The sequence below is a fragment of the Mycobacterium kyorinense genome (assembly GCF_002101735.1).
Taxonomy (GTDB): Bacteria; Actinomycetota; Actinomycetes; order Mycobacteriales; family Mycobacteriaceae; genus Mycobacterium; species Mycobacterium kyorinense.
The window spans coordinates 1-23,015 of record NZ_LQPE01000012.1; the positions used below are offsets into that span (position 1 = coordinate 1).

The 23,015-nt window shown below is 66.4% G+C and carries 12 protein-coding genes; 8 read left to right on the top strand and 4 right to left on the bottom strand.

Annotated features, from left to right (window positions below):
* Positions 1 to 9,578 (top strand): non-ribosomal peptide synthetase (locus AWC14_RS02315; protein WP_142281519.1); only part of this gene is annotated, 9,578 nt, incomplete at its 5' end.
* A gap of 5 nt (positions 9,579 to 9,583) precedes the next feature.
* On the opposite strand, the gene AWC14_RS02320 is transcribed toward AWC14_RS02315, so the two are convergent.
* The gene (locus AWC14_RS02320; protein WP_045385393.1) at positions 9,584 to 11,005 is read right to left on the bottom strand and encodes a condensation domain-containing protein; all 1,422 of its coding nucleotides are present in this window, start codon (positions 11,003 to 11,005) and stop codon (positions 9,584 to 9,586) included.
* Between the two features lie 259 nt (positions 11,006 to 11,264).
* On the opposite strand from AWC14_RS02320, the gene AWC14_RS02325 reads away from it, so the two are divergent.
* Positions 11,265 to 12,179: a sulfotransferase family protein gene (locus AWC14_RS02325; RefSeq protein ID WP_057003519.1), complete on the top strand. Its 915-nt coding sequence runs from the start codon at positions 11,265 to 11,267 to the stop codon at positions 12,177 to 12,179.
* Positions 12,180 to 12,193: 14 nt separating this feature from the next.
* Here AWC14_RS02325 and AWC14_RS02330 read toward each other — a convergent pair whose 3' ends face one another.
* Positions 12,194 to 12,991: a GAP family protein gene (locus AWC14_RS02330; protein WP_045385398.1), complete on the bottom strand. Its 798-nt coding sequence runs from the start codon at positions 12,989 to 12,991 to the stop codon at positions 12,194 to 12,196.
* 166 nt (positions 12,992 to 13,157) lie between these two features.
* Between AWC14_RS02330 and AWC14_RS02335 the strand changes: the two genes are divergently transcribed.
* Positions 13,158 to 14,426, top strand: a complete 1,269-nt coding sequence (locus AWC14_RS02335; RefSeq protein WP_045385389.1) for a glycosyltransferase — start codon at positions 13,158 to 13,160, stop codon at positions 14,424 to 14,426.
* Positions 14,427 to 14,500: 74 nt separating this feature from the next.
* Complete coding sequence (locus tag AWC14_RS02340) at positions 14,501 to 15,508, top strand: Gfo/Idh/MocA family protein (RefSeq protein ID WP_428838931.1); 1,008 nt, start codon at positions 14,501 to 14,503, stop codon at positions 15,506 to 15,508.
* Between the two features lie 7 nt (positions 15,509 to 15,515).
* Here AWC14_RS02340 and AWC14_RS02345 read toward each other — a convergent pair whose 3' ends face one another.
* Positions 15,516 to 17,153 (bottom strand): GMC oxidoreductase, encoded by a 1,638-nt coding sequence (locus AWC14_RS02345; RefSeq protein WP_045385385.1) that lies wholly within the window; start codon positions 17,151 to 17,153, stop codon positions 15,516 to 15,518.
* 169 nt (positions 17,154 to 17,322) lie between these two features.
* On the opposite strand from AWC14_RS02345, the gene AWC14_RS02350 reads away from it, so the two are divergent.
* Positions 17,323 to 18,135 (top strand): TylF/MycF/NovP-related O-methyltransferase, encoded by an 813-nt coding sequence (locus AWC14_RS02350; RefSeq protein WP_045385384.1) that lies wholly within the window; start codon positions 17,323 to 17,325, stop codon positions 18,133 to 18,135.
* A 16-nt stretch (positions 18,136 to 18,151) separates the two neighbouring features.
* Here AWC14_RS02350 and AWC14_RS02355 read toward each other — a convergent pair whose 3' ends face one another.
* On the bottom strand, positions 18,152 to 18,940 hold the full coding sequence (locus AWC14_RS02355) for a GAP family protein (protein WP_045385382.1): 789 nt from the start codon (positions 18,938 to 18,940) through the stop codon (positions 18,152 to 18,154).
* A gap of 177 nt (positions 18,941 to 19,117) precedes the next feature.
* Between AWC14_RS02355 and AWC14_RS02360 the strand changes: the two genes are divergently transcribed.
* The 3 genes from AWC14_RS02360 (at position 19,118) to AWC14_RS02370 (ending at position 22,998) form a co-directional block, all read left to right on the top strand.
* A complete protein-coding gene (locus AWC14_RS02360) occupies positions 19,118 to 20,554 on the top strand; it encodes a hypothetical protein (RefSeq protein WP_069601551.1) in 1,437 nt (478 codons plus the stop codon).
* Between the two features lie 84 nt (positions 20,555 to 20,638).
* Positions 20,639 to 22,018, top strand: coding sequence for a nucleotide sugar dehydrogenase (locus AWC14_RS02365; RefSeq protein ID WP_045385381.1), 1,380 nt, complete (start codon positions 20,639 to 20,641; stop codon positions 22,016 to 22,018).
* Positions 22,018 to 22,998, top strand: coding sequence for an NAD-dependent epimerase/dehydratase family protein (locus AWC14_RS02370; protein ID WP_045385379.1), 981 nt, complete (start codon positions 22,018 to 22,020; stop codon positions 22,996 to 22,998). The genes AWC14_RS02365 and AWC14_RS02370 overlap by 1 nt, the downstream gene beginning before the upstream one ends.
* Positions 22,999 to 23,015 lie beyond the last annotated feature (17 nt).

Below are 23,015 nucleotides of genomic sequence, written 5' to 3' on the forward strand. Positions count from 1 at the left end.
TGGCCGGCATCTACGCCCAAGTCCTGGGCCTCGACCAAGTCGGCGTCGACGACTCCTTCTTCGAACTCGGCGGCGACTCGTTGTCGGCGATGCGCCTTGTCGCGGCGATCAACACCGGCCTGGATGCCGGGCTTGCCGTGCACGCAGTGTTCGAGGCGCCGACGGTGGCCCAGTTGGCGCCCCGTATCGGCGGCACCGCGGGCCGGCTCGAGCCGTTGGGGGCGGTGCACCGGCCGGCGGTGATTCCACTGTCGTTCGCCCAGCAGCGGTTGTGGTTTATCGACCAGCTGCAAGGGCCCTCACCGATGTACAACATGGCGACCGCGTTGCGGCTGCGCGGGCCCCTCGATGTCGATGCACTGGGCCAAGCGCTGGGCGACGTGGTGAGCCGCCACGAGAGCCTGCGCACCCTGTTCGTCGCGCCCGAGGGCATCCCCCAGCAGGTGGTGGTGCCGCCCGAGCGCGCCGACTTCGGGTGGGACGTTGTCGACGCCACCAGCTGGTCTGCGGCCCGGCTGGACGAGGCCGTAAACGCAGCAGCGCATTACACGTTTGACCTGGCAGCCGAGATTGCTTTGCGGGCAAAGCTTTTCCGCGCCGCAGATGACGAGCACGTGCTGGTGGTCGTGGTGCACCACATCGCCGCCGACGGCTGGTCCATCACCCCGCTGGCGCGCGATCTGGGTGCGGCATACGCCCGCCGGTGCGTCGGACAAGCCCCCGACTGGGGCGAATTGCCGGTGCAGTACGCCGATTACGCGTTATGGCAGCGCGCCCAGTTGGGCGATCTCGACGACAGCGATAGCCCGATCACGGCGCAGTTGGCGTTCTGGGAGGACGCGCTGGCCGGGTTGCCTGAGCGGCTGCAGTTGCCCACGGACCGGCCCTACCCGCCGGTTGCCGACCACCGCGGCACCCGAGTAGCCATCGACTGGCCGGCCGAATTGCAGCAGCGGGTGGCGCGGGTGGCCCGCGAGAACAACGCGACCAGTTTCATGGTGATGCACGCCGCCCTGGCGGTGCTGCTGGGCAAGCTCAGCGCCAGTGCCGATGTGGCGGTGGGATTCCCGATCGCGGGCCGCCGCGACCCCGCCCTCGACGAGCTGGTCGGCTTTTTCGTCAACACCTTGGTGCTACGGGTTGATTTGAGCGGCGATCCCACGGTTGCCGATCTGCTCGCTCAGGTGCGCGCACGCAGCCTGGCCGCCTACGAGCACCAAGACGTGCCGTTCGAGGTGTTGGTGGAGCGGCTCAACCCGACTCGAAGCCTGACCCATTCCCCGTTGGTGCAGGTGGCGTTGGCCTGGCAGGACCGGGACCCCGCTGCCGGATTGACACTTCGCGATCTGCACGTCACGCCGATGCCGATCGATACTCGCACCGCCCGAATGGATTTGGTGTTTTCGCTGGGCGAGCGTTGGGACGAGTCCGGTGCCCCCTCCGGGATTCGCGGCGATGTGGAGTTTCGCACCGACGTGTTCGACGCGGCCAGCATCGAGGCGCTGATCGAGCGGCTGCGACGGGTACTGTTGGCACTCACGGCTGATCCCGCCCGCGCGCTGTCGTCGGTGGATCTGCTTGGTGAAGACGAGCGTGCCCGGCTCGACGTCTGGGGTAACCGGGCGGTGTTGACCGCGCCGACGACCGCGGTCTCGGTTCCGGTGTTGTTCAGCGAGCAGGTGGCCCGAGCACCCGAGGCGGTTGCGATCAGCTGCCAGGGCCACACGATGACGTACCGCGAGCTCGATGAGGCGTCGAACCGGTTGGCGCACCTGCTGGTTGCACACGGTGCAGGGCCGGGTCAGTGTGTGGCGCTGCTGTTTTCGCGGTCAGTCGAAGCCATCGTGGCGATCGTGGCCGTCCTCAAGTCTGGCGCGGCGTACCTGCCGATCGACTCGGGGCTGCCATCGGCCCGCATCGGGTTCATGCTGGCCGATGCCGCGCCGATGGCCGCGATCACCACCACTGCTTTGGCCGACCGGCTCAGCGGCCAGGAAGTGGCGGTCATCGACATCGCTGACCCCCGCATCGACGCTTACCCGGCAACGGGTTTGGCGGCGCCGGCCGTCGACGAGATCGCGTACCTGATTTACACCTCGGGCACCACCGGGGTGCCCAAGGGCGTGGCCATCAGCCACCGCAATGTGACTCAACTGTTGGAGACCCTGGACGCGGGGCTGCCTGCCGCCGGAGTGTGGTCGCACAGTCACTCGTTGGCCTTCGACGTCTCGGTATGGGAGATCTTCGGTGCGCTGCTGCGCGGTGGCCGGGTGGTGGTGGTGCCCGAGTCGGTGGCCGGCTCCTCGGAGGACTTGCATGCCGCGCTGGTCGACGAACGCGTCGATGTGCTGACCCAGACCCCGTCGGCGGTGCAGGTGCTCTCCCCGGAAGGGTTGGCGTCGGCGGCGTTGGTGATGGTCGGTGAGGCATGCCCGGCCGAGGTGGTGGACCGCTGGGCGCCGGGGCGGGTGATGGTCAACGCCTACGGCCCCACCGAAACCACGATGTGCGTGGCGATCAGCGCCCCGCTGACACCGGGGTCGGGAGTCCCGATCGGCTCCCCGGTGTCGGGCGCGGCGTTGTTCGTGCTCGACGGCTGGTTGCGGCCCGTGCCCGTCGGGGTGGTGGGCGAGTTGTACGTGGCCGGCGCCGGCGTGGCGTTCGGCTACGTGGGCCGGGGTCCGTTGACGGCGTCGCGGTTTGTGGCCTGCCCCTTCGGGAGTGCGGGATCGCGGATGTATCGCACCGGGGACTTGGTGCGCTGGCGCGCCGATGGACAGCTCGATTACCTGGGCCGGGTCGACGAGCAGGTCAAGATCCGCGGGTACCGCATCGAACTCGGCGAGGTTCAGGCGGCGCTGGCCGGGTGCGACGGGGTGCAGCAGGCGGTGGTGATCGCCCGCGAGGACCAGCCCGGTAACAAGCGCCTCGTCGGCTACGTCACCGGCACCGCCGACCCCGCCCAGATCCGCGGCGCGCTCGCTGAGCGACTCCCGGCCTATATGGTCCCCGCGGCCGTAATGGCGCTTGACACATGGCCGTTGACGCCGAATGGCAAACTCGACACCCGGGCCCTGCCGGCGCCGGAATACCACGATGCCGGTTACCGCGCGCCGACCACCCCCACCGAGGAGATCCTGGCGGGTATCTACGCGCAGGTTCTCGGGCTCGAGCGTGTCGGCGTCGACGACTCCTTCTTCGACCTGGGCGGCGACAGCATTTCGGCGATGCGGCTGGTTGCGGCGATCAACGCCAACCTCGATGCGGGTCTTTCCGTGCGGGCGGTTTTCGAGGCGCCGACGGTGGCCCAGTTGGCGCCCCGAACCGGTAGGTCGGCGCGTCGGCTGCAGCCGTTGGCGGCGCGACAACGGCCCGCGGTGGTGCCGTTGTCGTTTGCCCAAAACCGCTTGTGGTTCATCGACCAATTGCACGGCGCGTCACCGGTTTACAACATCGCGACCGCGCTGCGGCTGGCCGGAGCGCTGGATGCCGAGGCGTTGGCTCAAGCGCTGACCGATGTGGTCGGCCGCCACGAAAGCCTGCGCACCCTCTTCCCGGCGGTGCAGGGAACACCACAGCAGATCGTTACCCCGGTCGACCGGGCCGACTTCGGATGGGATGTCGTCGACGCGACCGGGTGGTCGGCAGACCGGCTGGATGACGCCATCGCCGCCGTGGCGCGTCACACGTTCGATCTCGCCGCCGAAATTCCCTTGCAGGCAAGGCTTTTCCGCGCTGGCGTCGACGAACACGTGCTGGTGATCGTGGTGCACCATATCGCCGCCGACGGCTGGTCCATCACCCCGCTGGCGCGTGACCTTGCGGTGGCTTACGCCAGCCGGTGCGCGGGTCAGGCCCCGGAGTGGGCCGAGCTGCCGGTGCAGTACGTGGACTACACGCTGTGGCAGCGCGAGCAATTCGGCGACATCGACGACGGCGACAGCCTGATCGCCACGCAACTGGCTTTCTGGGAGCAGGCCTTGGCCGCGATGCCCGAGCGCCTGCAATTGCCCACCGATCGGCCCTATCCGCCGGTTGCCGATCAGCGTGGCGCCATGCTGGCGGTGGAATGGCCGGCTGAACTGCAGCAGCGCGTCGCCCGGGCGGCCCGGGACCACAACGTGACCAGCTTCATGGTGGTTCAGGCCGCGCTGGCGGTGCTGTTGTCTCAGCTCAGCGCGAGTTCCGATGTGGCGCTGGGCTTCCCGATCGCCGGGCGCCCCGACCCACTGCTGGACGACCTGGTCGGATTCTTCGTCAACACCTTGGTGCTGCGGGTCGACCTGGCCGGTGATCCCACGGTCGAAGAACTGCTGGCGCAGGTGCGGCAACGGGGTGTGGCGGCCTACGAGCACCAGGACGTGCCGTTCGAGGTGTTGGTGGAGCGGCTCAACCCGGTCCGAAGCCTGACCCATCATCCACTGGTTCAGGTGATGTTGGCTTGGCAGAACTTCACCGGGCAAAGCGATCCCACGGCCGGGGTGGGGCTGGGTGACTTGCAGGTCACCGCGCTGCCGTTGGATACCCGCACTGCCCGGATGGATCTGACCTTCTCGTTGGCCGAACGCTGGGCCGAGACCGGTGAACCCGCCGGGATCGGCGGAACAGTGGAATTCCGTACCGACGTGTTCGACGAGGCCTCCATCCGAACCCTTGTCGAGCGGTTGGAGCGGGTAATTGCGGCGATGACCGCCGAGCCCGCCCGGTCGTTGTCGTCGATCGATCTGCTGGACGCCGACGAACATGCCCTGCTGGACGACATCGGCAACCGCGCTGCATTGACCCGACCCGTACCGTCGTCGGTCTCGGTGCCGGAGTTGTTCGCCGCACAAGTGGCTCTCGCTCCCGACGAGGTGGCGGTGACCTTCGACGGCGTGTCGATGACCTATCGGGAACTCGACGAGGCGTCTAACCGCTTGGCGCTCCTGCTGGCCGGTCGTGGAGTGGGCGCGGGACAGCGTGTGGCCCTGCTGTTTTCGCGTTCGGCCGAGGCGATTGTGGCCATTATGGCGGTGCTGAAAACCGGGGCTGCGTATCTGCCGATCGACCCGGTTATGCCCGGGACGCGGATGCGGTTCATGCTCGCCGATGCGGCGCCGATCGCCGCGGTCACCACTGCCGAGTTGCGCTCGCGGCTCGACGGATACGACCTGACAGTCGTCGATATCAACGATCCGGCGGTGCAGGCCCAACCCGGCACCGCGTTGCCGGCACCGGCCCCCGACGACATCGCCTACCTCATCTACACCTCCGGGACTACCGGGGTGCCCAAGGGCGTGGCCGTCGCGCACCGCAACGTGACCCAGCTGCTGGAGGCGCTCGACACCGAGCTGGAGCTGTCGCCGCGACAGGCGTGGTCGCAATGCCATTCGCTGGCGTTCGACTTCTCGGTGTGGGAGATCTTCGGTGCGCTGCTGCACGGCGGCCGGGTTGTGGTGGTGCCCGATACGGTGGTCCGCTCGCCGGAAGACTTGCACGCGTTGTTGGTTGCCGAACGGGTGAACGTGTTGAGCCAAACCCCGTCGGCGTTCTACGCACTGCAAGCCGCCGATGCGCTGGCACCCGAGCTGGGCCGACAGCTCAAGCTCGACGCCGTGGTGTTCGGCGGGGAAGCCCTTGAGCCACAACGTCTTCGGACATGGCTGGATAACCACCCGGGTTTGCCGCGGATGATCAACATGTACGGCATCACCGAGACGACCGTGCATGCCTCGTTCCGGGAGATCGTCGACGCCGACGTCGTCGGCAACGCCAGCCCCATCGGGCTGCCGTTGGCGCATCTGGGCTTCTTCGTGCTCGACGGCTGGATGCGTCCGGTGCCTGTCGGTGTGGTCGGGGAGCTGTATGTGGCCGGCGCCGGGGTGGCGTGCGGGTATGTGGGCCGCGCCGGGTTGACCGCGACGCGGTTTGTGGCCTGTCCCGTTGGAGCGCCGGGGACGCGGATGTATCGCACCGGGGATCTGGTTAGTTGGGGCGCCGACGGGCAGCTGCGGTATCTGGGGCGCGCCGACGAGCAGGTCAAGATCCGCGGGTACCGCATAGAACTTGGCGACGTGCAGGCAGCGTTGGCCGGCTGCGAGGGGGTGCAGCAGGCTGCGGTGATCGCCCGCGAGGACCACCCCGGTGACAAGCGCCTGGTGGGTTATGTGACCGGGGCCGTGGACGCGGCCGCGGTGCGCAGCGCGGTGGCCGAGCGGTTGCCGGCATACATGGTGCCGGCTGCGGTGGTGGTGATCGAGGCGCTGCCGCTGACACCCAACGGCAAACTCGACACCCGGGCGCTGCCGGCACCCGAATACCAGAGCGGCGATCGTTACCGTGCACCCGACAACGTCACCGAGGAGATCCTGGCCGGCATCTACGCCCAGGTGCTAGGGCTGGAGCAGGTCAGTGTCGACGAGTCGTTTTTCGAGCTGGGCGGGGACAGCATTTTGTCGATGCAGGTGGTGGCCCGCGCCCGCGCCGCCGGACTGGTATGCAGGCCGCGCGATGTTTTCGTCGAGCAGACGGTGGCCCGGCTGGCCCGGGTGGCCCGGGTGGCCGACGGCGAGACCGGCCCACTCGACGACGGCACCGGTCGGGTGGCCGCGACACCGATCATGCACTGGTTGCACAGCATGGCCGGCGCGGTTGACCAGTTCAACCAGACGATGCTGCTGCAAGCCCCGGCGGGAACCACCCAGCCCGACGTGGTTGCGCTGTTGCAGGCCTTGCTGGATCGGCATGCCATGCTGCGGGCGCGTACCACCGACGACGGATTGACCGTGCCTGCGCCCGGGTCCGTCGACGCCGGCGACTGCCTGCAAACCGTTGACGTGCTCTCCGACGAGGTGCTGGTGGCGGCGCGAACCCGGTTGAACCCGGCCGACGGGGTAATGCTCAGCGCGTTGTGGGTTGCCCCCACGAAGCAGCTCGTGCTGATCGTTCACCACTTGGCGGTCGACGGGGTGTCCTGGCGAATCCTGTTGGAGGACCTCGACATCGCCTGGGCCCAGCGTCATGGCGAGCAGCCGCTGGTGTTGCCGGCGACGGGCACCTCGTTTGCGCGATGGGCGTCGCTGCTGGCCGAGCACGCGCGCCGGCCGGAGGTGGTGGAGCAGGCGGAGGTGTGGCGCCGGGTGGCAGCAGCGCCCGCAGCGTTGCCGCCAGTGCGCCCGGAGGTCGATACTTTCGCTACCGCCGGGCATCTGACGGCGTCGCTGGACGTCGAGACCACCCGGATGCTCTTGGGCGAGGTGCCGGCGGCATTTCACGCCGGGGTGCACGACATCTTGTTGATCGCGTTCGCGTTGGCGTGGACACAGTTCTTGGACAACCCCGGTGCGCCGATCGGCATCGACGTCGAGGGCCACGGACGTCACGAGGAACTGGCCCCCGACATCGACTTGTCCCGCACGGTGGGCTGGTTCACCACGAAGTATCCGGTGGCCTTGACCGTTGGTGGACTGGACTGGTCGCACGTGATGGCCGGCGACGCCGGGCTCGGCGCGCTGATCAAGGACGCCAAGGAACAGCTTCGCGCCCTGCCCGATGCTTTGAGCTACGGCGTGCTGCGCTATTTGAATCCCGATGTCGACTTGGACGTGGCCGACCCGCCGATCGGGTTCAACTACCTGGGGCGTCTGGGTGCCGCCGGAGCCGACAGGTCGGGCGATGGTTGGCGGATCTGTCAGGACGGCGCGGCGATCACCGGCGCCGCCACGGCGGTTCCCATGGCGTTGGCGCACACGGTGGAGCTCAACGCCGGGACCGTCGACACCGACTCCGGCCCGCAGCTGCACGCCGATTGGATGTGGGCGCCCTCGGCGCTCGATGGCGCTCAGGCTGATCGGTTGAGCCGGTTGTGGTTTGAGGCACTGGCCGGAATCTGCGCGCATGTGCGAGACGGCGGCGGGGGACTGACCCCGTCGGACATCGCTCCGGCCCGCCTCAGCCAGCAGCAGATCGACGAGTTGGCGCAGCGATACCCGATCGCCGATGTTTTGCCGCTGACCCCGCTGCAGCAGGGGCTGCTTTTCCACGCCAGCGCAGCGCAAGGCAGCGAGGACGACGTGTATGCGGTGCAGCTGGATTTCACGTTCACCGGCCCGCTTGACCCCGACCGGCTGCGCGAGGCGGTGCGCACGGTGGTCAACCGGTATCCCAACCTGGCGGCCCGATTCTGCGCACAATACGACGAACCGGTCCAGATCATCCCGGGCGATCCCGTGGCGCCGTGGCGATACGTCGAGCTGGACGGCGGCGACGTCGAGGAGCAGCTCCAGCGCCTGTGCGCCGCCGAACGCGCCGCGGTTTACGACCTCGCCGACCAGCCGGCCTTCCGAGCGGCGCTGGTACGCACCGCACCCGATCGGCACCGGTTTGTGCTGACCAATCACCACATCCTGGCGGACGGCTGGTCGATGCCGATCCTGCTGTGGGAGATATTCGCCGGCTACTTCGGGCAGCGGCTGCCTGCGGCTCCGCCGTATCGCCGTTTTGTCGCCTGGCTGGCCGATCGGGATCAGGCTGCCGCCCAAGCGGTTTGGCGTGATGTGCTGGCCGGCTTCGACACCCCGACATTGGTAGGCCCGCCGGATCGGTTGGGGCTGGGGCCGCGAGCCATTGCCTCGTTTCAGGTGCCGGCCGACACCACCCAGGCGATCAACGAGTTGGCGCGCTCGTCGCACACCACCGTCAACACGGTGCTGCAGGCGGCCTGGGCTGCGCTGCTGATGTGGCTGACGGGTCAGCGTGATGTGGCGTTTGGTGCGGTGGTCTCCGGGCGGCCGGCCGAGGTGGTCGGCGCGGAGTCGATGGTGGGGCTGTTGATCAACACCGTGCCCGTGCGGGCAAGCATCACCGCGGAAACCACGACCGCGGACTTGCTGGATCAGTTGCAGCGCACGCACAACGACACCTACGAACACCAGCACCTCGGGCTGAGCGAAATTCACCGCCTCACCGGTCAGGAGAGACTGTTCGACACCGTCGTGGTCTACGAAAATTACCCGATCGAAACCCCCGCGCTGGCCGACAATCTCGAGACGACGATCGCCCAGTTCACCGTCCGCGACTACTACCACTACCCGCTGGCCCTGCAAGCCGTGCCGGGCAGCGAACTGGACCTCCGCGTCCAATTCCGCACCGACGTGTTCGACGGCGCAACCATCGAGACGCTGATGGAGCGGTTCACCCGGGTGTTGGTGGCCATGACCGCCGATCCGGCACGGCCGTTGTCGTCACTGGACCTGCTCGATCAGCAGGCACGCCCACGCTTGGCCGCGGGGCGCAACGGGGCGGTGCCTGCACCGCGAAACCGCGGCAACGGCAATGGTTATCGCGACCCGGCCAACCTGGTCGAGCAGATCCTCGCCGACATCTACGCCCAAGTGTTGGGTGTCGACCGTGTCGGGGTCGACGAGTCGTTTTTCGACCTGGGCGGCGATTCGCTGTCGGCGATGCGGGTGATCGCCGCGATCAACTCGGCCCTCGATACCCGTCTGGGGGTCGCGGCTTTGATCGATGCGCCCACGGTCAGACGCTTGAGCCAAGTAGTGGAAGACGTTTCCGCTGTGAGTCCGGCCAGCGATTCATAATTCGTCTAGTGGATCGTGCCGGTCAGGTCGAACTCGGCCAGCGTGCGCGCAGCCAGTTCACGCAACGCGGGCTTGGTGTTCTCCGCGCCTGGTTGGTAGGCGTTGACCGTGAGGTAAACCTTGGCACTCCCCGTGCGCCATGATTGCAGGGTCATCTGGCCACCCACCCGCTCGAGCCACTCTCGGGTGAAATGCTGCCCGGTTGCTCGTGTCATGACGAGCTCCCCGTCGGTGCCGTCGAGGCGGCACACCAATGGGCCGAGGTCGCCGAGATTGGAACACAGCACGGGAACATCAGGGTCGCTGAAACCGGCATCCACCATTCGTTTCAACGCGCGCTTCGGCGTGAACGGTATCAGCGAACGCAACTGCAATGACGCGTCCGGCGTTTCGCGCAGAGTGCCCAGCGCCTGCTTGATCGCGGTGCGGATGTCGTGCAGATCCGTGGTGACCCGCGTCGGATCGACACCGACGATCGCGATCGACATCGCGTTCGCACGAGTATCACCCTCGGTGCGCTCGTTAATCGGTAGGTGCAAGGTGACGGTGCCGTCGCCGTCACGTCGGCGCCCCAGGCGCTCAGCCAGTTTCGCGGCGAACCCGGCGACCAGCGTGTGACCTGTTCCGCCAAGCGTTTCCGCGCGGGCGTCCCACTCGTCCGAATCGACGTGGATCGAGACAGCCGGCACGACGACGACGTCCTCACCGGCTTCGCGCAACGCGACCGGTTGCGGCGCCGGCGGCCGCGCGATACCACGTTGCGCGCGGGCCTGCTTTCGGGCAAGCCGCGCCGCAGCGAAAAACGCCCGCGCAACGTCGGGCGCATCCCGCATCGTGTGCCGGACGTCCTGAACCACCGCGCGTCGTCGGGTGCGTGAACACGGCGGTGGGTAGCCAAGCTCGCGCGTGTTGCCAAGCGCCGCATCAGCGATCGTGAGGGCCAGACCGAGGCCGTCGACGAGGTAGTGGGAAAGCACCAGACTGACCGCGGTCGAGCCGTCGGTAAGGGGGAGGACTCCGAGGTGCCAACCGGGCCCGCGTTCCGCGTCAATAGGGTGCTGTGAGCGTTCGTCGGCCCAGTCGCTGAGTTCAGTTCGCGGACGGGCACACTCGGCGAACTCGATGTCGGGCGGCGCGCGATCCACGACCCACCGGGGTCGGCCGAACGGCAGCGGCGACAGCTCGATGCGTCGCCCCAGCAGTCCGTAACAGAGATTGTGGTGGAAACGCTTGAGCCCGTCCAAGTCAACGTCGTGGTCATAAACCCACACGCACTGGATGACCAGGTTCAGGCCAGTTGCTCGATGCCCCGCAAACAAGGCTTGGTCCACCAAGGCGAGCCGATTATCCACGGGCGCATCACCATTAGATGTGCGGTTCCCACGGAGGGCGACGTCACGCGCGGCGTAAGCGTCCTTCGGGTTCATCACCCGCAGAGTAGCCCGAGATCCGAGTCCTGGTGTCCTATTCCAAATTTCTACACTATGGTGCACCTATGACTCATGGCCTGTGGGCTGCCGCGAAGCGCGCAGCGGGCGCTTGCCCGCACCGACGGTACCGGTCCGGCTTGACGCCGGACCGTCTTATGGGGGGATCGGTCTCACACAGGGGGTCTCATGCCGAGTTGCGTTGGTGACCCCCGCTGCCGAGCCCGGGGCTGCGGCCCGACCGGTCGCTCTGTTCGTGATGGGGGTGAACCGGTCCGGAACGTCGGCGCTCACGAGGGTTCTCTCGCTGTGCGGAGGTGCGCTCCCGGCCGGGCTGGCCGGTGCCAACTCGGGCAACCCGCTTGGTTATTGGGAACCACGCGCGGCACACCGCATCAACTATCGAATCCTGCGCCGCCACCGTAGCGTTTGGTTCGACCCGACGTTGCGCTTGCAAGAGGCGGACGTGTTCGACGCCGACGAGCGCGCCGCCTACGTCGCGCACATCCGGAAGTTCCTCACCCAGTTGCCGTCGGCGCCGCTCGTAGTCATCAAGGACCTGAACATCACCGCGCTGTCCGACCTGTGGTTCGAGGCAGCACGCCAGGTCGGATTCGACATCGTGACAGCGATTACGGTGCGCCACCCGCAGGAGGTCGCCGCGTCGCTCGCGGCGTTGAATCGGACCTCGCCGCAACTGGCGAGCGCCCTGTGGCTCAAATACACCATGCTCGCCGAACAGAACACGCGCGGCCTGCCGCGCGTGTTCGTCGATTACGCCAACCTTCTCGATGACTGGCGCCGGGAAGTGAAGCGGATTTCTGCCGCGCTCGCGATAGACCTGAACGCCCGTGATGAAGACGCAATTGATGCCTTTGTCAGACCGGATCTGCACCGCCAGCGATACGTCGGCCCGGTGACAGAGCCGTTCGGCTCAAACTGGATTTCTGTTGTCTACGAAGCGCTGTGCGCGGCCGCGCGCGACGAGGCATGGGATGAGTCTGCGCTGGATCGTGTTTTCGAGGCGTATCGCGCGAGCGAACGTGGCTTCCGGACGGCATCGGAGGATTTTCACCGCCTACACCGGTTCAACTGGCTTGTCCGGCCCACCATCCTCAACCTGCTCTACGAGGTGCTCGCGATCGCGCACCGGCGCAGAGGGCCTTGGGCCTAAGGGTGGCAGGCGGCTCAGAGTAGACCCAGACCCTTGCCCAACTGAAGAAGCCCAACCACAGCGAGGATGGCTATCACGACCTGTCGGCGGTGAGCCAGCGCCCAGTCGTGCAGCGGGCGCAGTACCGCTTGGGTTTTGGCCGGCGCGACCAGATAGCTGACAAGGGTGATCTCGATTACCGCGAACATCCCGATGACGAACGCGATGGCCGCGACGATCTGGGTGCCGAGCGGAGCACCCGAAGCCACGATCATCGTGTCGACGAATAGCACCAAGAGGGGTGGCGGCAACCCCCCGATGCCGAAAACGAACGCGACCCATAACGAGCCGTTCTCCCATGCAGTTTGGAGGCGGCCGAGGAGGCGCCGCAACGGTGATCCGCCCTCGGCCGTCGCGCCCTGCGGGAGGCCCAATGGTGAAAATTCGGTCGGTCGATCCGGATCGAGTACCAGTACCGACGTGTTGCCGCCCGGTGTCGCCAGCTGTGCCCGCTGACGCGCCGCCGAGCGGATTGCCATCAGCGCTGCGATCGATAGCGCGACCACACCTATGCCGAGTTGAATGTGCCGGACTGTGGAGCTCGCGGCGCTGGCCGGAATGGTCGAATCATGGGCAAAAGAGGTGAACGTCGGTGTCGAGTGCAGCACGACCAGCGGAACCAGCACACACCCGAGATTCACAATCAGGCCGCCGACCAAGTAGGCCAGCAGGTTTTGCAGGGTCCGCGGCCGGGACACCATGAGAAGGATGACCGCGAGCAGCACCGGGTTGAAGCCGACCATCAACGCGAGCCCGAGCAGAGAGCCCCACACGGCCGGAACCCTATAGCACGCCGCGGCCAGACCGGCCAGACTTGCGGATTTCAGGTCGAAAGTGGTGGGTATCGAGTTATGCTGCCGGGCGGCTGAGCCGCCGAATGCGAGGCTGCGGTTTTCATTTCGCAGAACGTGCACGGGAAGTGAGAGGCCGGGATCCGCGATGAAGTTCGTGCTGGCAAGCTATGGAACTCGCGGCGATGTCGAACCGTGCGTCGCTGTCGGTCGTGAGCTGCTGCGCCGAGGGCACGACGTACGCATGGCCGTCCCACCCGACCTGGTCGGCTTCGCCGAGTCGGCAGGGCTTATTGCCGTCCCCTACGGACTGGACATGGAAGAACCGTGGGAAGTGACGCGCAACTTCTGGACCTACTTCTTCCACAACTTCTGGAAGATCCCCGATCTGATCCGGCTGTGGCGCGAAGGTTGGGAGCTGTTTGCCCGGTGTTCGCGGGAGACGAGCACGACGCTGAGGTCACTGGCGGACGGGGCCGACTTGCTGTTCACCGGCCCGGGTTTCGAGAACGTCGCCGCCAACATCGCGGAGTATTACGACATTCCGTTGGCCACGTTGCACTGGTTTCCGCTGCGGGCCAACGGCCAGCTGGTTCCGGTCCTGCCGGCGACGGTGGCCAGGTCGGTGATGACGGTGTATGAGTGGCTGGCGTGGCGGCTCAACAAGAAGCTCGAGGACGCGCAGCGCGCTGACTTGGGCCTGCCGAAGGCAACGGCTCCCGCGTCGCGACGGATAGCCGAACGCGGATCGCTGGAAATCCAGGCCTACGACGAAGCATGCTTTCCCGGACTTGCAGCCGAATGGGCGAAAGGGAATGGCCGACGGCCCTTTGTCGGCACGTTGACAATCGAGTTGCCGACGGCTGTCGACGACGAGGTCACGTCGTGGATTGAGGCGGGCACACCCCCGATTTTCTTCGGCTTCGGCAGCACAACGGTCGAATCCCCGGCCGAGACACTCGCAACGATCAGCGCGGCGTGCGCGGAGTTGGGTGAGCGGGCGTTGGTGTGCGCCGGCTGGAGCGACTTCAGCCAGGCGCCCGATGCCGAGCACGTCAAGGTGGTAAGCGAAATGAACTACGCAGCTACCTTTCCGGCCTGCCGCGCGGTCGTGCACCACGGCGGTACGGGCACCACGGCTGCGGGCCTGCGTGCCGGAGTTCCCACGTTGATACTTTGGATGTTGCCGGATCAGCGAATCTGGGCAGGCGTGGTCAGCCGGCTGAAAGTCGGCACCGCGCGGCGCTTTTCGAGCACTACCCGCGAATCGCTGGTTGCGGACCTGCGCCGGATCTTGGCGCCGGATTACCTCGCGCGGGCCCGTGAGATCGCGGCCCGGATGACCAGGTCCGCCGAAAGTATCGCGACCGCCGCCGATCTGGTGGAGAACTCCGCCCGTCTGGGACGTGTCGGCTGACGGTGAAGTCGCGACCGGCACACATCTTTTGAACGCTGCCGAATCGCCCCTTAGCCTACCAACCGGGTGCTAGCATCCGGTCCGTGTCTGGACCCGCGGCCCCAGTGCGGATCGGCGTCCTTGGCGCAGCCCGCATCGCCCCATTGGCGCTGATCACTCCCGCCCGGGGCCACTCCGAGGTTGTCGTGGCTGCGGTGGCGGCACGCGATGTGTCCCGCGGTCAATCCTTTGCCGCCAAGCACAATATCGGCCGGGTGCATGACAGCTATGAGGCGCTGATCGCCGATCCGGAGCTCGACGCCGTCTACAACCCGCTGCCGAACGGCTTGCACGGCAAGTGGACCCGTAAGGCGCTTATCGCCGGTAAGCATGTGTTGTGCGAAAAGCCGTTTACCGCCAACGCAGTCGAGGCCAGCGAGATCGCCGAACTGGCCGCGAATTCCGACCGGGTTGTGATGGAGGGGTTCCATTATCGGTATCATCCGCTGACGTTGCGCGCCGAGGAGATCATTGCCTCGGGGGAGCTCGGCACGCTGCGGCGGGTCGAGGCGGCGATGTGCTTTCCGCTGCCGAAGTTCTCCGATATCCGCTACGACTACTCGCTTGCCGGTGGTGCGATGATGGATGCCGGGTGCTATGCGGTGCACATGGCTCGCACGTTCGGCGGCGCGACCCCGGAAGTTGTTTCGGCACAGGCGAAATTGCGCGACCCGCAGGTGGACCGGGCCATGACGGCCGAGTTGTGCTTTGCGGGTGGGCACACCGGCCGGTTGCGCTGCTCGCTCTGGTCGTCGAGTCTGCTGCGGTTTAGCGCCAAAGTGGTTGGCGATCGCGGGGAGTTGCGTATGCCCAATCCGGTGGCACCCCAGGTTTTCAACCGGCTCTCGGTACGATCGGCCGACGGTAAGCGCATAGAGCGCTTCCCGCGCCGCGCCTCCTACGCGTATCAGCTCGATGCATTCGCCGCGGCGGTGCTGCGCGGCGAACCGGTGAAGACGTCGCCGCCGGACTCGGTCGAAAACATGGCGGTCATCGACGCGATCTATCGCGCTGCCGGTCTCCCGCTGCGTGAGCCGGCCTGAGATCCGGTCAGGTAGCGAAGTGCGCCTGATCGATGTGCTCGGCTACCCGTAAGGCATTGGCCGCGATCGTCAGACTGGGATTCAATCCGGTGCTGGACGGGAAAAACGAGGCGTCCACCACGTACAGGTTGTCGACCTCGTGGGCCCGGTTGTGTGGGTCGAGCACACTGGATTTGGGATCGTCGCCGAAGCGGCACGTGCCGCACGCGTGCGCCAGGTTCTGGTTGTTCTTGGCGGTCGCAAACGTGATTTTGCGAAGCGGCTCCAACGCTTCTTTCAGCTGCCGCAAAAACGCTGCCCGGCGCTCGATTTCGCCTGTGTGACAACGATACTGAATTCGCAGCCGAGGCTGGCTGCGCCCACTTGGCCGATCGCAGGGCAGGACGCGGTTGTCCAGATACGGCAGGTCCTCCATGATCGCTGCCAGCACCAGCCCGCCGTTGAAGTGCTCGTAGATGCGGCGTGTCGCCGGGCTCATCAGGCGCAGCGCCTTCGGCCGCCAGCCGGGTTGGTTCGTCATCACGTCCACGGGCGGCATCGAGCCGGCCGACTGCAGGGTGCCGTATTTCTGCCCGTCCCGAAAATAGAAATCGTTCAGTCCGATCTGCTTGTTCGGGGCAGTGACCTTGCGGTCGGGCTGCGGCCAGACCGCGATGTAGTCGATCAGGTGGCGCATCAGGTTGCGCCCCACCCAGTCTGAGCCGTTGGCCAATCCGTGCGGCCAATCGCCCGAACGGGAATTGAGCAACAGCACCGGCGTTGCCAGCGCGCCGGCCGCCAGCACCACCACCTTGGCTTTCAGTGCCAGCGTGCCGGAACGATGCTCGCAGATCACGTGCCGGACGTGGGTGCGGTCCGCGTCCAGGCGCACGGCCCGGCATTGGGCCAGCAGGTGGGCGCCGTAGTCGGTCATGGCCGGCAGCAGGCAATTGCGTCCCGCGTCGTTCTTGCAGGGCCGGCCACACAGATAGCCGTCACAGGTGGCGCACCCTTCGGTGTAGTCACAGGCCATCGGCAGGTGGTACGGATGCAGTCCGCGGCCTGCCAGGTGGTCGACCAGCGGCTGGTTGTCTGCCGAAAACGGCGGTGCCGCAGGCAGACCGGCCTCGGCCGCTTCCGGCCGCAGCGGATCGGGCTGGCCGCGAACCCCTAACAGCCTCTCGGCCGCCGAGTACCACGGCCGCATTTGCTCGTAGGTGACCGGCCAGGCCTCCGGCACCGTGGATGCGCCGGGGTCAGGAAAGTCCTGCCGCGGAGTGAAGTCGCGTGCGAAAAATCGTTCACAGACCATGCCGTAGATGGCCGACGAGCCCCCTGTCCCGCTGCCCGTCAACGGCACAAACCGCCGCGGGAAGCGCCCGCTGATGTCCTCGGCTTCGTCGGTCGAGCGTCCGGCTCGCGCCAATGCCTCCCGGTAGGTGGTTGGGGAGCGGCACGCCAGCGGCTCGGCCAGTTCGGGCATCGAAGAGCGGATCGTTCCCGGTACGCCGGGCAGTGTCGAGCGGCCCTTCTCGACGAACAGCACTCTGCGCCCTGAGCGGGCCAGCGAATAGCCGAGCATCGCGCCACCCATGCCGGTGCCCACGACAACGACGTCCCACACAACGGCTTCTGCCTCGCGCGGATTCAACTCGCCGTCAGCCAAATCGACTTCCTAGCGGATGCGCCTAAGCTTTGCCCGGTTTGGGCGAATCATGAACCTACCATTCGTTGCCACGCACGGATGAGTTTTCTGCATCCTGAATTCCCTTCGCCGCGAACTACTCCCGGCAACGAAATGCGCACACCGAAAAGAATCTCGGGCCTCTGATGCTATGGTTCGGGCCATGGCGATCGGGCGACCGGCCAGGGCGCGCTTTGCGCAGTGGGCGGTGCGCGCACCGTTGCGCACTCCGTACCGGCTTGCGCGCATCATCTTGCCCGGCGCCTACGCCAGCGATGGGTTGATCAGTATTCACCGCCACGCATTTCTGGACGACCCCGCATTCCAGCGCGCCTACCAGCGTGGCGTGCGCGCTCTCGGCGGCCGGGATTTTTACCAGTGGCAGTGGCGCGTGCACATCGGGCTGTGGGCAGCGGCCAACGCCAGCCGGTTGGACGGTGATTTCGTCGAATGCGGAGTCAGTTATGGGTTTTTGAGCAGCGCCGTGATGGAGTTCCTCGATTGGGATCGACTGGGCAAGACGTTCTACCTGCTCGACACCTTCGCGGGACTTGACCCGCGCTACATCACCGCCGGCGAACGCCCGGCCAAGGCGCTGAGGAAGAGTCGGCGGTGGTTGCGCAACGGCTTCTACGCGGACTCGGCCGACAGCGTCCGCGCCAATTTCGCGCAATGGCGTAACAAGCGGATCGTCGTCGGCGCGGTTCCGGAAACGCTCGGCCAAGTCGACACGCCCGCAGTGGCTTTCCTGCATATCGACATGAACTGTGCTGCACCCGAAGTCGACGCACTGCGTTTCTTTTGGCCGCGCCTGTCTCCCGGTGCTTTCGTGCTACTGGATGACTACGCCTTTCTCGGCGCCGACGAGCAGCGCCTCGCCATGGATGAATTGGCGAGCGAATTGGGCGTGCCGATTTGCGCGTTGCCCACCGGCCAGGGTCTTCTCACCAAGCCCGCGCAATAAGAGGGCAACTCGCAGCTCAGATGCTCCCGATGCCGTTGACCACCAGCGAGACCCCGCCCACCGCGAAGATGCCGATGAGGACGTGCTGGCGGTGGGCCAACGCCCAGTCGTGCAGCCGTCGCAGTACCGCTTCGGTTTTCGCCGGCGTGATCAGATAGCTGACGAGGGCGAGTTCGGCAACCGCAAGCACCCCGACGACGAATGCGATGGCGGCGGCCACTTGTGTGCCGATCGCGGCTCCCGAGGCCACGATGATCGTGAGGACGAATATGAGCAGCTCGGGTGCCACCCCTCCGAGCGCGATGCCGATCACGAACGCGACCCACAACGATCCGTTTTCCCACGCGTTGTGGACTCGGCCGAGCAGTCGTCGGAATGGCGAGCCGCCGTTCGTCGCTGCGTCTTGTGTGCGGCCCAGCAGCCGCGAGAGTAGGGCCGGTGGATTCGAGTCTGGCCCGGCGGTCGGCGCGTCGCCGGCTGGCGCCATCGCGTAGGCTCGCCGCCGCGCCCGGAGGCGCACTGTCATCACCGCAGCGATCGCTAATGCGAACGCGCCGATACCGAGTTGAACGTGGCGGACGGTGGAGCTCGTGGCCAGGTGGTCCGCAAAAGATCTAAACGCGGGCGTGACGTGCAGCAGTGTCAACGGAATCCCCACCGCGGGGACGAACGTCGTCACGCAGCCGGCCCAGTAGGCGAGCAGGTTTTGCGTGGGCCGTGGCCGGGAGATGACGAGAAGGGTGATGGCGAGACGCAGCGGATCGAGCCCAACCACCAGCCCCAGCACAAGTACGGAGCCCCACATGGGCCGGAACACTACCCTGCGGGTTTTCCAGGTAGTAAGTGGCACCTGAGGCGGCTGAGACCATTGACGACAAAATGGCGTCGCAAATGTTGGCGCGGCCGCGACGCCTCCGCGCCTTCGGATGACTTTCGAGGTGAAGCAGGTCGTCAGCGAAGGTTAGGGCAGTATGGTGCGCAAATGAGCAACGTCCTGGACCCGCGCGATCAGGTCTGGTTCGACTACGGGCGAGCGACCGGAGTGAGCACTCTGGCGCAGTGGGTCTGGGTGTACAACCGCGGGATCGACCTCGACGGTCTGCGACGGTTCCACGACCATCTTCGGCGCGGACGCTTATCTCGCCGCATCGAACGGTCGCCGTTGCCATTCGGCCGCCACCGCTGGGTATCAGCCGACGGGTCATCCGACATCGAGGTGGTCGCGACGGCTCGCCCCCGAGAGGAATTCGGCGACTGGCTCAGCGAGCAGGCCAAGTCCCCGCTGGATTGCGAGCGCGGACCCGGATGGCACCTCGCAGTGCTTCCGTTTACCGACGGCGGAACCGGGCTGAGCTTGCTGACTTCACATTGCCTCACCGACGGCCCCGGCCTCTGTGAAGCGCTGGCGGATGCCGCGGCTGGGCGCGACGACCCGATCAGCTGGCCCGCCGCCGGGTCGCGCGCTCGGTGGCAGGCGCTGCGCGAGGACGCGCGCCAAGCGGTGCGCGACATTTCCGCTATCGGCCGCGCCGTCGTCGCCGCCGTGCGGTTGGCCCGGCGTAGCCGCGGTGATACCGGGACCCCGGTCAGGTCAACGCCACTCATGGTGCCCGCCGGCACGGACGAACCCGTCACGCTGCCCACGGCAATGGTGTTCATCGATGCCGACGAGTGGGATGCCCGCGCACACTCACTCGGCGGGAACAGCACGGCGCTGCTTGCGGGGGTGGCGGCTCGCCTCGCCCAACGAGTGGGGAGGGTCACCGCAGACGGCTCGGTCAGCTTGGTGATGCCGGTCAACGAACGCGCCGCCGGCGATACTCGCGCCAACGCCTTCAGCGACGTCAACGTCGAAGTCGACCCGGCACCCGCGACGACCGACCTGCGTGAGATCCGCGCCGCAATCAAGCAAGCCGTGGTTCGCTACCGGGAGTTAGCCGACGAACAGCGGGCGCTGTTCGCTGTCATTCCCTTGCTACCCAAGCGACTCTTCAAGGTCGCCGGGACTGCGACAAGCGTGGTCTCGTCCAACCTCGGTGTGATCGACCCGGCCGTCAGCCGGCCGGACGGCACGGTTGCCGACTACTCCGCAGTGCAGAATGCGTACCAGGGTATGACCGAGGCGATGCTGCACCGGTTGGGTGGAGTACAGGCTTGGGCCTCGGGAAGAGCCTGCGGACGGGTCTTTGTCTGCGTCATGGCTTATCAGCCGGGTCGCCTTAGCTCGAATGACGCCTTACGGCAAGAGCTTTCGAGCGTTCTGGAGGACTTCTCGCTCACCGGAACGTATCTGGGAGAGTCCGCGAATCACCCACCACCGACGAAGTCACCACGCCGAATCGACGACACAGGCGCGCGGCGCGCTCCACGCGGGTTTCGGCATCATCCGGCACGGCCCGCGACACCGCCAATTCAGTAGTGCTGATATCCATGCAGGACCACGGCAGGGCATGGCACTGTAGTGAAAGTGTGTGGAGCGGGGGCCTGACAAGTTAGGCGGGCGATGCCTGAAGGCGTGTTCGGACGTAGCGACGCTGAGATCGACCTCTTGGTCCGTGGCAAGCAGTCAGGGATCGCCGTTGTGGGCTTCGGCTATATCGGCACGGTGATCGGGGCCGTACTGGCTTCTCGCGGTTGGCCCGTCACGGGAATCGACGTAAGACAAAGCGTTGTCGACGAGATCAACCTGGGCAAGACCACCGTGCCCGAACCCGGGCTCGACGAGCTCGTTGCCAACAGCGTGCGAGTCGGTCGGCTGCGCGCCACAACCGATTTCGGCGTTCTGGCGAACAACGACTTCGTGATCGTGAACGTCGGTACGCCGCTTGACGACTTCGAACCCGTCGTCGACCACATCAAGGCCGCGGCGCGGTCCGTGGGAGAGCATCTGCATGCCGGCCACCTGGTCATCCTCAAAAGCACCGTGCCACCCGATACCACCCAGAATCTCGTCCAGCCGATCCTTGAAGAGACCTCGGGACTACGCGCGGGGGTCGACTTCGGGTTGGCGTTTTGTCCCGAGCGGCTTGCCGAAGGCCGGGCCGTCCACGAGCTGACGTCAATCCCCATCGTGGTGGGCGCCATCGACGAGCGCAGCGCTCGGGCATGCGCCACACTGTGGCGTCACACCCTGGGCGTGGAGTCCGTTGTCGTGGACGATCCGCGGACCGCCGAGATGGTCAAACTTGCGGACAACCTCTGGATCGACCTCAACGTCGCGCTGGCCAACGAGCTGGCCAAGGTGTGCGACCGGATCGGGATGGACGTCCTGCAAGTCATCGACGCAGCCAACACGATGCCGAAGGGCAGCCACGACGTGAACATCCTGATGCCGAGTATGGGCGTCGGCGGCTACTGCCTGACGAAGGATCCGTGGTTCGTCGACCATCTGGGACAGTCCGTGGGCTTGGACCTCGCGATTCCGCGGACGTCGAGGACTGTCAACGACACGATGCCTGCCTACACCTACGAGCTGCTCGAGCAGCTCCTCGCCGATCAGGGCAAGGCGATCGAGAGGAGCAGGATTGCGGTGCTGGGCATCGCGTTCAAGAACAACACCGGCGACTGCCGTCTGACGCCCACTAAGCACGTCATGGCTTTGCTCGAGGAGACCGGCTGCGAACTTTCGGTCCATGACCCGTGGGTGGCGGACGAGGAGGCGCTCACGGTGACGACGATCCCCCTGACCGCAGACATCGAGTCGGCGGTCGAAGATGCCGATGCCCTGGTGGTACTCGCCGGCCATCGAGAGTTCCACCAGATCCCGTTGGTTCGGCTGGCGGGCCTGGTGGGGCCCAATTGCGTGTTCCTCGACGGGCGCAACAGCTTTGACCCGGCAGCGGTGCGCGCCGCCGGCTTCGTCTACAAGGGCATCGGTCGATAGTGTCCAACGTCGTCGTGACAGGCGGCTACGGCTTCATCGGATCGCATCTGGTTTCCGCGTTGCTGCGCCGCGGCGACGCTGTCACGGTGTTCGACCTTGCGAAGGACACCCGCGACCGCGCCGTCGACTTCGACCGCCATGCCAACTTCCGGTTCGTGCAGGGCGACGTCACCGATCTGTCCGCCCTCGAGACAGCACTGATGCCCGGCGTCGACACCGTGTTTCACCTGGCTGCCGTCGTCGGTGTCGAAAGATATCTCGAAGATCCGCTGCGGGTTATCGACGTCAACGTGACCGGCACGCGCAACGTCCTCGAATTGAGCCAACGGCACGGAGCGCACGTGGTGTTGGCCAGCACGTCTGAGGTGTTCGGGAAGAACCCGAACCCACCGTTCGCCGAGGACGACGACCGCGTCCTCGGTCCGACAAGGACGGCGCGGTGGAGTTACAGCACCAGCAAGGCGATGGCCGAGCATCTCGCTTTCGCGATGCATACGACCTACGGGCTGCCCGTGACGGTAGTCCGCTACTTCAACGTGTACGGCCCACGGCAGGACCCGATATTCGTGATCTCCCGGACCATTCACCGGATTCTCAATGGCCGCCAGCCGCTGCTCTACGACGCGGGCGAGCAGACGCGTTGCTTCACCTACGTCGACGACGCCGTCGCCGGCACCCTGCTCGCGTCCGAGAACAAGACGGCAATCGGCCAGGCCTTCAACATCGGCAGCATGACCGAGACGACGGTGGGCGATGCGGTGGCGTTGGCGATCGAGATCGCCAACGTCGATTCGGTGTCCAGCGCCGAAACTATCGATACTGCAGCACATTTCGGCGCGCGCTACGAGGACATCCCTCGTCGTATCCCCGATTCGACCAAGGCGCAGCGGGAGCTGGGCTGGCGCCTTGAGGTCGATCTCGCGGAAGGGATTCGTCGCACCATCGACTGGGCGCGGGCCAACCCGTGGTACCTGTTGTAGGTGAAAGGCTGAGGATC